Below are 10842 nucleotides of genomic sequence, written 5' to 3'. Positions count from 1 at the left end.
CGCCGAGCGCGCGCTGTTCGCCGGCAGCTTCGACGCGAGTGTCGTGGCGAGCGGTTTCGCCGCCGCCGGGCTCGTCTGCCTGTTCGGGCTCTGGGTCGGCACCCGGTCGATGCGCGCCGCCGACTGAGGGCGAGGCCGGGGCCGGGGCGGGGGCCAATTACCACGGTCCCGTGGTGAACTGCCGCTTCCCGTGGGGAACTCCCTGGGGGATGCGGTGGATTACCACGGGACCGTGGTAATCCACCGCCGTCCCGCCCTGCTGGTCCGGGTACCCCTGCCCCAGCGCGATCGTCGGCCGATCCGCCACGCGGGTCAGTCGTGCGGACCGCGATCCGCTCGCCTCCGGCGCTCAGGACAGGCTTGTCGGACATCCCCGACCAACGATCGGGTGTGACCAGGGTGACGTGGAGGTGAGCCGGGTCACGGGTCTAGTGTCGGGTCCGGACACTAGCGCCACCTCCGACGAGAAGGACGGGTAATCCCTGTGGACCTGATGGAGTACCAGGCGAAGGAGCTCTTCGCGAAGCACGACGTACCGGTGACGCTCGGCATCGTGGCGAACACGCCCTCCGAGGCGCGCGCGGCAGCCGAGGAGCTCGGCACCGTCGTGGTCAAGGCACAGGTCAAGGCGGGCGGCCGCGGCAAGGCCGGCGGCGTCAAGCTGGCCCGCACACCCGACGAGGCGGAGCAGCACGCCAAGGCCATCCTCGGGATGGAGATCAAGGGGCTCACCGTCAACCGGGTGCTGATCGCGCCGGCGGCCAGTATCGACGAGGAGTACTACTTCTCCTTCCTGCTCGATCGCGCGCAGCGGCAGTACCTCTGCATCGCCAGCGTTGAGGGCGGCGTCGAGATCGAGGAGGTCGCCAAGACCAACCCGGAGGCGGTCCGCAAGATCGCCATCGACCCGGGCTCCGGGGTCGACGAGGAGAAGGCCCGCGCGATCGTCGCCGAGGCTAAGTTCCCCGAGGCGCTCACCGACCAGGCCGTCCAGATGGTGCTCGCACTGTGGAAGGTCTTCGTCGAGGAGGACGCGACCCTGGTCGAGGTCAACCCGCTGGCCCGGCTCGCCGGTGACAAGCTCGAGGCGCTCGACGGCAAGGTGTCGCTCGACGAGAACGCGGAGTTCCGCCACGAGGACCACGCGACGTTCGTGATCCGCGAGGAGGAGGACCAGCTCGAGGCGCAGGCCAAGGACAAGGGCCTCAACTACGTCAAGCTCGACGGCGAGGTCGGCATCATCGGCAACGGCGCGGGTCTGGTCATGTCGACCCTCGACGTGGTGGCGTACGCCGGGGAGAAGCACGGGGGCGTCAAACCCGCCAACTTCCTCGACATCGGCGGCGGCGCCAACGCCCAGGTGATGGCTGACGGCCTGCACGTGATCCTCGGCGACCAGCAGGTCAAGAGCGTGTTCGTGAACGTCTTCGGCGGCATCACCGCTTGCGACGAGGTGGCCAACGGCATCGTCGGCGCCCTGGACATCCTCGGCGACGAGGCCACGAAGCCACTGGTGGTGCGGCTCGACGGCAACAACGTCGAGGAGGGTCGCCGGATCCTCGACCACGCCAACCACCCGCTCGTGACCATGGTCGACACCATGGACGGCGCGGCCGACAAGGCCGCCGAGCTCGCCAACGCCTGAGAACGAGACTGGAGACAGAACAGCATGTCGATCTACCTCAACAAGGACTCCAAGATCATCGTCCAGGGCATGACCGGTGGCATGGGCTCCAAGCACACCACGCTCATGGTCGAGGCCGGCTCCAACATCGTCGGCGGCGTCAACGCACGCAAGGCCGGCACCAGCGTCGAGCTGGGCGGCAAGGACCTGCCCGTCTTCGGCACGGTCAAGGAGGCGATGGCCGAGACCGGCGCCGACGTGTCGGTCGTGTTCGTTCCCCCGGCGTTCACCAAGGACGCCTGCGTGGAGGCCATCGACGCGGGCATCGGCCTGCTGGTCGTGATCACCGAGGGCGTGCCGGTGCAGGACACCGCGGAGGTGTGGGCGTACCTCGACGGCAAGTCCACCCGGATGATCGGCCCGAACTGCCCGGGCATCATCACCCCCGGCGAGTCGCTGGCCGGCATCACCCCGGCGACGATCGCCGGCAAGGGCCCGGTCGGGCTGGTCTCGAAGTCCGGCACGCTGACCTACCAGATGATGTACGAGCTGCGTGACCACGGCTTCTCCACGGCCATCGGCATCGGCGGCGACCCGGTCATCGGCACGACGCACATCGACGCGCTCGAGGCGTTCGAGGCCGACCCCGATACCAAGGCGATCGTGATGATCGGCGAGATCGGTGGCGACGCCGAGGAGCGCGCGGCGGCGTACATCAAGGACCACGTCACCAAGCCGGTCGTCGGGTACGTCGCGGGCTTCACCGCGCCCGAGGGCAAGACGATGGGTCACGCGGGCGCCATCGTCTCGGGCTCCTCCGGCACCGCGCAGGCGAAGAAGGAGGCCCTCGAGGCCGTCGGCGTGAAGGTCGGCAAGACGCCGTCCGAGACCGCCCAGCTGATGCGGGACCTGCTGCAGAACCTCTGACGCCAAACGCAAGCGTCGCGCGACGGCCCCTGGAGCGTGTTCCGGGGGCCGTTCGGCGTGCCGGGCGCGGTGGAAAATTCACTGGGTCCCCAGTGAATTGGCCCCTTCCCGTGGCGAACTCACCGCGGGAAGGGTCAGTTCGCCGCGGGAAGCATCGGGCGGCTCCCCAGCTGTCAGGTGACGACGTTGCGGACGGCGTACGACGGGTGCAGGTGCTCGTCCGCGGCCATCACGGCCACCAGCCGGTCGACGGCGTCCCAGACGTCGACGTGGGTGACGTACAACGGGGCGAAACCGAACCGGGCCACGTCGGGGGTGCGGAAGTCGCCAACCACGCCGCGGGCGATGAGCGCCTGCACCACGCCGTACGCGTCGGGGTGCGCGAGTGATACCTGGCTGCCGCGCACCGCGCTGTCGCGCGGGGTGATGATCTTGAACGTGTCGCCGAGCCGTGCGTCGACCAGGGCGATGAAGTAGTCGGTCAGCGACACGCTCACCTGTCGCAGCGCAGTCATGTCGACGTCGCCGAACACGTCGAGCGCGGCGTCGAGCGCCGACAGGGCGAGCACCGGCGGGGTGCCGGAGGCCATCCGCCGGATTCCATCGGCCGGCCGGTGGTCGCGCTCCATCTCGAACGGGTGCGCGTGCCCCATCCAGCCGGTGATCGGCTGGGCGAGGTCGTCGTGGTGCCGGGCCGCGACGTACGCGAAGGCGGGGGAGCCCGGGCCACCGTTGAGGTACTTGTAGGTGCAGCCGACGGCGAAGTCGGCGTCCACCGCGACCAGGTCGACCGGCACCGCGCCGGCGGAGTGGCACAGGTCCCACTCCACCACGGCGCCGACCTCGTGGGTCGCCGCGGTGAGGGCTGCCATGTCGTAGAGAGCACCGCTGCGGAAGTCCACGTGCGTGAGGGCCAGCAGCGCCACGTCGTGGTCGAGGGCGGCCGCGGGGTCGGCCGGGTCGCACCACCGCACCTCGAGGCCGAGCAGGTCGGCCACGCCGGCGGCGACGTACCCGTCGGTGGGAAACGTGGTGGGCTCGATGACGATCACGCGGCGGTCGGGCCGCATCCGGGCGGCGGCGACCATCATCTTGAACAGCAGCACGGTCGTGGAGTCACCGACGTGGACGTCCCCGGGGGGTGCACCGATGAGTGGGGCGATCTTGGCACTGACCCGGGCCGGCAGGTGGATCCAGTCGGCGTCGTTCCAGGATGAGATGAGGCCCCGTCCCCACTGCTCGCCGGTGACGCGGGCGAGGTGCGGCGCCACGGACCGGGGAAGGGCGCCCAGCGAGTTCCCGTCGAGGTAGACCAGCCCCTCGGGCAGGTCGAAGAGGTCGTGATGGCCGCGCAGCGGGTTGCCGGTGTCGAGGGACTCCGCACCGGCGCGGGACAGGTCGAGGGAGCTCACCCGGCCACCCTAGGGTCTGCCGGCCCCGGGGGTGGTCAGGCGTCGAGCTCGCGCAGCCGGTCACCGGCGCGTTGCACCAGCGCGTCGAACCGGGGGCCGGCGATGTCGTCCTTGGGGGCGGACACGAACGTCAGCTGTGAGACGGTCCTGCCGATGCGCACGAAGCCGACCCGGAAGCGGACCGCCTCGCGCTCGGAGATCTCGGTGCGCAGGGTCCACGCCGACCAGTCGACCCCCCGCTTCGGGTTGCGCACGGTGCGCGCGCTCGTCACGTTCGTAGCCAGGTCGCGGTCCTCGCAGCTGGCGACGCGGGAGCGGACCTCGTCGAGGAACCTGCGGGCCGCCTTCTGGGTGCGGAACCGCCCGTAGGTCTCGGACAGCCCGAAACGCGCCGGCAGCTTTGCCTCCGGGATCAGGAACGTGCGGCTGCGGGTCCGTTGCGCGCGGGCCTTGGCGAAGTTGGCCCGGTCGCACGTCGTCATCGAGGGGTTCGGCCGACCGGACGAGGCGTCGGTGCCCACCCACGGCCTCTCGACGTTGCCCACTGGAGGCAGGTCGGCGACTGCCAGCAGTCCGCGCTCCTCCCCGGACGGCGGTGGCGGCACCATGCGGTACGTCGGACGCTTCGCGCAGCCCGTCGAGCCGCTGCGGGCGCACAGCATCGAGACCGAGTCGGCCAGGGACTGGGTGATCTGGCGGGCCGGGGGCGGCTTGGCGCCGACCGTCTTGCCGACCGTGGTGGTCGTGACGGCGCCGGTGCGCGCCACCGCGACCGAGTAGGTGGTGATCGGCTTCTCCCAGACCCGCAGGGTCAGCACACCGGCCTCGGCGCCGATGTTGTTGACCTGGTAGGCGTCGAGCAGCTGCAGCCGCGCGAGCCGACACCCGGCGTACCAGCCGAGCGTCGTGCGGTAGCCCTTCTTGGCCTGCGGGATGGACTCGGAGATCTCGACGGTCTGCACGGCGGTGCGCTTGACCTTGCCCTTGGCCTCGAACTCCCGGACCAGCGCCGCCAGCCCGTCGGGGTCGGCGTACCGGGCCTGCTGGCAGACGCTGTTGATGCCGTCGCCCGCGGTGTTGGCGTGGGTGGTCTCGACCTTCCACTCCTTGTCGAGCCCGAGCCGCCGGATCTGGTCCTCGTCGAGGAGGTTGTCGGCCGTCGGCAGGGTGTCGGCGGGGGAGGCGGTGTCCGTGACGGGCTGGGGACGCAGCATCCGCAGGCTGTCGTCGGGGGCGCTACGGCCCGGCTCGTACGCGACGGCGCCGGCGCCGATCGCGACGGTGACCGCGACCACGGTGGCGGCGACGGTGTTCAGCTGGCGACGCTTCCGGCCGGCCCTGCGCACGATGGAGCCGCGGGGCAGGGTGGCCTGGTCGAGAGCGTCGTCGAGCCGCAGCAGGAAGGCACGCAGCAGCGCCGGGTCGGTCTCGAGGTGAGCGGCGAGCGCGGTCGCGGCGGCCTGGTGGTGTCCGGCGGCCACGTCCTGGGTGATGCCGAGCTCGCGGGCGGCGCTGGCGGGCGAGAGCCGGGCGAGATCGACCAGCAGCAGCGTGCGGCGCTGGGTCGAGGTGAGCTTGGCGAGGCCGTCGAGGATCCGCCGGTGCTCGTCGGTGATCCCCTTGTTGCGGTGCCAGATGCGGCCGCGGTGCCGGCGTTGGGCCTGCTGCCAGGCCCGGACCCGGACCCAGGCCTCGCGGTCCTCGAGCGGGGCCACCTTGCGCCAGTGGTGCCACGCGGAGATATAGGCGTCCTTGACCGCACTCTGGGCCGCGGCCAGGTCGCCGGTCAGCGCGAAGGCCTGGAGGAGGAGGGTTCGGCGGGTCGACTGGTAGAAGGAGTCGAAGCTCTCCTCCCGCAGCATGCGTCTGCCTCCTGGTCCACCCCGTGCCGAATCGTCCCCGAAGCACTCAACGATAGGGGCTCCCCGAACTGCACCGTGAATCCGCGTGGTCCCCGTCACGTCCCCGTCGGCCGCCCGGCGTGGGTCCACCGAACGCCCGCCCGGCTCCACGACACTGGACGCGATGACCAGCCTGCTCACGCCGCCGTCGAGGACGACCGCGCCGACCGCTGCCGGCAGGCCGCTCGCGCGGCCGCTGTGGCTGAGCGCGGCGTTCGCCGGTGCGGTCGCGGCCGGGTCGGTGCTGCTCGCGTGCATGGCCGTCGGACTGGCGGGTTGGTTCGCGGCGGACGCCGGCGGCCACGGCGACACCCGGGACGCGATCCGGATCGGCGCGGACGCCTGGCTGGTCGCGCACGGTTCCGGCCTCACCCTGGCGGGGGCGACGATCTCGGTCGTCCCGCTCGGCCTCACCGCGCTCTGCGGCTACGTGGCGCTCCGGCTCGGGGGGTGGGCCCGGGCCACCTCCGCGGACGAGGACGGGGCCGCGGTCGCGCTGGCGGCCGTCGTCCTGGCCGGCGTGTACGGCGTCGTGGCGGTCGTCACCGCGGTGCTCGCGACGCTGCCGACCGCGCAGCCGGGACTCGTCCAGTCCTTCGCCGGGGCCTTCCTGCTCGCCCTGGTCGGCGGCGGCGCCGGCCTGGTCCGCGGTGAGGCGGGGGTTCTGGCGGGGCGGCTTCCGGAGACTGCCGTCGCGGTCCTGCGAGGCGCCGCCGGCATCGCGGTTGCCGTGCTCGCCGCGGGTGCGGTCCTGGTCACCGTCGCGCTGGTGCTCGACATCGGCACCGGCGCCAACGTGCTGTCCCGCCTGCACGCCGACGGGCCTGGCAGCGCGCTCTACACGCTCGTGGTGGCGGCGTTCGCGCCGAACGCCGCGCTCATGGGCGGCGCCTACCTGCTCGGGCCCGGCTTCGCCGTCGGCACCGGCACCGTCGTGTCCCCGTCGGTGGTGGCGCTCGGCCCGCTGCCGGCCTTCCCGCTGCTCGCCGCACTGCCGTCGCCCGGCCCCGGCGCTGCGTGGGCTCCGGCACTTATCGGTGTACCGGTGCTCGCGGCGCTGCTGGCCGGCGCACTCACCGTCCGCCGCCACCCCACCCGCGACTGGGGGTCGGGTGCGCTGCGCGGCCTCGGCGCCGGCGTGCTGGGCGGAGTCCTGGTCGCGGTCCTCGTCCACCTCGCGGGTGGCGCGGCGGGTCCGGGCCGGATGGCCGACGTCGGCGCCCCTTTCCCCGACATCCTGACCGCGGCCGTCGTCACCCTGGGCGGCGGGAGCCTGCTCGGCGGTGTGCTGATGACCTGGCGGTTGCGTCGTACGACGGACGTGGTGCCCGGCGACGAGCAGGACCCGGCCACCGAGGACACCATCCGGCTCTGACCATCGGGGACCTGGGGCCTCTCGCTACCCTGTGGCCGTGCCCGACACCCCTGCCCCCTCCGAGGGGCGCCGCCCGGCGCGGCTGGTCGTGCTCGTGTCCGGCACGGGAAGCAACCTGCAGGCGCTGCTCGACGCGTCGGCAGACCCGGCGTACGGCGCCGTGGTGGTGGCGGTGGGGGCCGACCGGAGCGGGATCGAGGGCCTGGCCCGTGCCGAGCGCGCCGGCGTGCCCACGTTCGTGCACCGGGTCAAGGACTACGCCGATCGCGCGGAGTGGGACGCCGCGTTGACCGCGTCCTGCCGGGAGCACTCCCCGGACCTGGTGGTCTCGGCCGGCTTCATGAAGCTCGCCGGGGCGCCGTTCCTCGCCGAGTACGCCGGCCGCTACGTCAACACCCACCCGGCGCTGCTGCCGTCCTTCCCGGGCATGCACGGGGCTGCCGACGCCCTTGCCTACGGGGTGAAGGTCACCGGCGCCACGCTGTTCGTGGTCGACGCCGGGGTGGACACCGGCCCGATCGTCGACCAGGTGGCCGTCCGGGTCGAGGACGACGACGACGTGGTGTCGCTGCACGAGCGGATCAAGGTCGCCGAGCGCACGATGCTCGTCGACAACGTGGGTCGGATGGCCCGCGAGGGTTTCACCATCTCCGACCGGAAGGTGCGGTTCGGAGACCTGTAACCTGAGGGCACACGACTGGCGCAGGTGGGCAACCACCAGGGAGTGCGAGGTCGAGAGCATCGAACGCCTGGGTGCCCTCGGAGATCGAAGTACACAACCGATCGACGAGGAGCTGCACATGTCCGACCGCCGCCCCGTGAAGCGCGCGCTCGTCTCCGTCTACGACAAGGCCGGGCTCGAGGATCTCGCCCGCGGCCTCCACGACGCGGGGGTCGTCCTCGTCTCGACCGGCTCCACCGCGGCCAGGATCGCCGACGCCGGCGTACCGGTCACCAAGGTGGAGGACCTCACCGAGTTCCCGGAGTGCCTCGACGGCCGCGTGAAGACGCTGCACCCGAGGGTGCACGCCGGCATCCTCGCCGACCTCCGGCTCGACACGCACCGCGAGCAGCTCGCCGAGCTCGGCATCGAGCCGTTCGACCTGGTGGTGTCGAACCTCTACCCGTTCACCGAGACGGTGATGTCCGGCGCCACCCCCGACGAGTGCGTCGAGCAGATCGACATCGGTGGGCCGTCGATGGTGCGGGCGGCCGCGAAGAACCATCCGAGCGTCGCGGTCGTCACCTCGCCCGACCGGTACGCCGACGCCCTCGAGGCGGTGCGAGCCGGTGGCTTCACGCTGGCCCAGCGGCAGCGGCTGGCCGCCGAGGCGTTCGTGCACACCGCGACGTACGACGTGCACGTCGCCTCGTGGATGGGCAACGTGCTGACCGACACGAGCGAGGGCTCGGGGTTCCCGGCCTGGATGGGCGCGACCTGGGAGAAGAAGGACGTGCTGCGCTACGGGGAGAACCCGCACCAGAGCGCCGCGATCTACACCAGCGGGTTCGTGCCCCAGCCGGGGCTCGCGCAGGCGGAGCGGCTGCACGGCAAGGAGATGTCCTACAACAACTACGTGGACGCCGACGCGGCCCGCCGTTCGGCGTACGACTTCAGCGAGCCCGCGGTCGCGATCATCAAGCACACGAACCCGTGCGGGATCGCCGTGGGTGCCGATGTCGCCGAGGCGCACCGCAAGGCGCACGCCTGCGACCCGGTGTCGGCGTTCGGCGGCGTGATCGCCACCAACGTCCCGGTGTCGGTCGCGATGGCCGAGCAGGTCGCCGAGGTGTTCACCGAGGTGATCGTGGCGCCCGGGTACGACGACGGTGCGGTCGAGTTGCTGGCCCGCAGGAAGAACCTCCGGATCCTGGTCTGTGCCCCGGCCCGCAACCGCGGCATCGAGACGCGCGGCATCTCGGGCGGCCTGCTCATCCAGGCGAGCGACGCGGTTGACGCCTCGGTCGAGGGCGGCGGCGACGACCCGGCCAAGTGGACGCTCGCGTCGGGTGAACCCGCGTCCGAGGACGTGCTGGCGGATCTCGGATTCGCCTGGCGGGCCTGCCGGTCGGTGAAGTCCAACGCGATCCTGCTCGCCTCCGGTGGCGCTTCGGTCGGTGTCGGGATGGGCCAGGTCAACAGGGTCGACTCGTGCCGGCTGGCGGTCTCCCGGGCGGGGGAGCGGGCCGCCGGGTCCGTTGCCGCCTCCGACGCGTTCTTCCCGTTCGCCGACGGCGCGCAGGTGCTCATCGACGCAGGGGTCTCGGCGATCGTCCAGCCCGGCGGGTCGAAGCGCGACGACGAGGTCGTCGCTGCGGCGCGGGCGGCCGGCGTGACCATGTATCTCACCGGAACCCGCCACTTCTTCCACTGAGCCGGATGAAAGGATCACCCGCGTGACGGCACAGATTCTCGACGGCACCGCGACCGCGAAGGCGATCAAGGGCGAGCTCCTCGAGCGCGTCGCCCGCCTGCGCGAGCGCGGCGTGGTGCCCGGGCTCGGCACGGTCCTGGTGGGTGACGACCCGGGCAGCCGCTGGTACGTCAACGGCAAGCACAAGGACTGCGCCGAGGTCGGCATCGAGTCGATCCGGGTGGACCTGCCCGAGACCGCCACCCAGGCCGAGGTCGAGGACGCCGTGGACCGGCTCAACGCCGATCCCGCATGCACCGGCTACATCGTGCAGCTCCCGTTGCCCAAGCAGATGGACGAGCACGCGGTGCTCGGCCGGATCGACCCGGCCAAGGACGCCGACGGGCTGCACCCGACCAACCTGGGTTGGCTGGTGCTCGGCAAGGCCGCGCCGCTGCCCTGCACGCCGTACGGCATCGTCGAGCTGCTGCGCCGTCACGACGTGCCGATCGCGGGCGCCGACGTCTGCGTGATCGGTCGTGGGGTCACGGTCGGTCGGCCGCTCGGGCTGCTGCTGACCCGGCGCAGCGAGAACGCGACCGTCACGCTGTGCCACACCGGCACCCGCGACCTCGCCGCGCACGTGCGCACCGCCGACATCGTCGTCGCGGCCGCCGGCGTGCCGGGGATCGTCACCGGCGACATGGTGAAGCCGGGTGCCGCCGTGCTCGACGTGGGGGTGTCCCGGGTCGAGGGCAAGCTGGCGGGCGACGTGGCGCCGGAGGTGTACGACGTCGCGGGCTGGGTGTCGCCGAACCCGGGCGGGGTCGGTCCGATGACCCGCGCGATGCTGCTCTCCAACATCGTCTCGGTGGCCGAGCAGTCGCTGACGACGGTCTGACCCGTTGTCCGCCCCCGTCCCCGACCCCACGTCACGCCGGCTGACGCAGACCGTCGGCGGGACCGTCTACATCGTCGTCGTCGCGATGACGTGTGTCGGGCTCGGCATCGTGGTGGCCGGGGCCTGGCGCACCGGGCTGGTGTGGATGGGGGTCGGGCTGCTGCTGGGGTCCCTGAGCCGGGCGGTGCTCAGCGAGCGCGCTGCCGGGATGCTGCGGGTGCGGCGGCGTTGGTCCGACGTACTCATGCTGACCGTCGCCGGGATCACGCTGATCGTGCTCGCGGTGATCGTGCCTGCGCAGCCGTTGTGACGTGTTGGGGGCGTCGGGGTGGGGGTGGATTACCACGG

At 72.0% G+C, this 10842-nt stretch carries 9 protein-coding genes and 1 riboswitch; of the genes, 7 read left to right on the top strand and 2 right to left on the bottom strand.

The genetic code is table 11. The features are described 5' to 3' along the window. Positions 1–484: 484 nt before the first annotated feature. Together sucC and sucD are read left to right on the top strand one after the other, a co-directional pair. Positions 485–1645: an ADP-forming succinate--CoA ligase subunit beta gene (sucC, locus tag VFH10_RS03655; RefSeq protein WP_325126036.1), complete on the top strand. Its 1161-nt coding sequence runs from the start codon at positions 485–487 to the stop codon at positions 1643–1645. A 24-nt stretch (positions 1646–1669) separates the two neighbouring features. After that, positions 1670–2551 carry a succinate--CoA ligase subunit alpha gene (sucD, locus tag VFH10_RS03650; RefSeq protein ID WP_325126034.1) on the top strand — a complete coding sequence of 294 codons (882 nt, stop codon included), beginning with the start codon at positions 1670–1672 and terminating at the stop codon, positions 2549–2551. A 173-nt stretch (positions 2552–2724) separates the two neighbouring features. Here sucD and kynU read toward each other — a convergent pair whose 3' ends face one another. Together kynU and VFH10_RS03640 are read right to left on the bottom strand one after the other, a co-directional pair. Next, the gene (gene kynU, locus VFH10_RS03645; RefSeq protein ID WP_325126032.1) at positions 2725–3963 is read right to left on the bottom strand and encodes a kynureninase; all 1239 of its coding nucleotides are present in this window, start codon (positions 3961–3963) and stop codon (positions 2725–2727) included. A 35-nt stretch (positions 3964–3998) separates the two neighbouring features. Next, positions 3999–5825: a hypothetical protein gene (locus tag VFH10_RS03640; protein ID WP_325126030.1), complete on the bottom strand. Its 1827-nt coding sequence runs from the start codon at positions 5823–5825 to the stop codon at positions 3999–4001. Positions 5826–5988: 163 nt separating this feature from the next. Here VFH10_RS03640 and VFH10_RS03635 point away from each other — a divergent pair, with 163 nt between their 5' ends. The 5 genes from VFH10_RS03635 (at position 5989) to VFH10_RS03615 (ending at position 10804) form a co-directional block, all read left to right on the top strand. Then, positions 5989–7239, top strand: a complete 1251-nt coding sequence (locus VFH10_RS03635; RefSeq protein ID WP_325126028.1) for a DUF6350 family protein — start codon at positions 5989–5991, stop codon at positions 7237–7239. 37 nt (positions 7240–7276) lie between these two features. Further along, positions 7277–7921 (top strand): phosphoribosylglycinamide formyltransferase, encoded by a 645-nt coding sequence (gene purN, locus VFH10_RS03630; protein ID WP_325126026.1) that lies wholly within the window; start codon positions 7277–7279, stop codon positions 7919–7921. Position 7922: 1 nt separating this feature from the next. Next, a riboswitch (ZMP/ZTP riboswitch) is annotated at positions 7923–8001 on the top strand. 38 nt (positions 8002–8039) lie between these two features. Further along, entirely contained in the window at positions 8040–9614 is a 1575-nt protein-coding gene (purH, locus tag VFH10_RS03625) for a bifunctional phosphoribosylaminoimidazolecarboxamide formyltransferase/IMP cyclohydrolase (RefSeq protein WP_325126024.1), read from the top strand. A 22-nt stretch (positions 9615–9636) separates the two neighbouring features. After that, the gene (locus tag VFH10_RS03620) at positions 9637–10494 is read left to right on the top strand and encodes a bifunctional methylenetetrahydrofolate dehydrogenase/methenyltetrahydrofolate cyclohydrolase (RefSeq protein WP_325126021.1); all 858 of its coding nucleotides are present in this window, start codon (positions 9637–9639) and stop codon (positions 10492–10494) included. A 4-nt stretch (positions 10495–10498) separates the two neighbouring features. Next, on the top strand, positions 10499–10804 hold the full coding sequence (locus tag VFH10_RS03615) for a DUF3017 domain-containing protein (protein WP_325126019.1): 306 nt from the start codon (positions 10499–10501) through the stop codon (positions 10802–10804). The last annotated feature ends 38 nt before the right edge of the window (positions 10805–10842 follow it).

Source organism: Nocardioides sp. (assembly GCF_035697785.1).
Lineage (GTDB): Bacteria > Actinomycetota > Actinomycetes > Propionibacteriales > Nocardioidaceae > Nocardioides_B.
This window is presented reverse-complemented; position numbering and strand designations above follow the sequence as displayed.

What these genes read in the sequence shown, in the direction of transcription:
- purH (WP_325126024.1), top strand. Translation starts at nt 8,040, where the DNA reads ATGTCCGACCGCCGCCCCGTGAAGCGCGCGCTCGTCTCCGTCTACGAC.
- VFH10_RS03640 (WP_325126030.1), bottom strand. Translation starts at nt 5,825, where the DNA reads ATGCTGCGGGAGGAGAGCTTCGACTCCTTCTACCAGTCGACCCGCCGA.
- sucD (WP_325126034.1), top strand. Translation starts at nt 1,670, where the DNA reads ATGTCGATCTACCTCAACAAGGACTCCAAGATCATCGTCCAGGGCATG.
- VFH10_RS03635 (WP_325126028.1), top strand. Translation starts at nt 5,989, where the DNA reads ATGACCAGCCTGCTCACGCCGCCGTCGAGGACGACCGCGCCGACCGCT.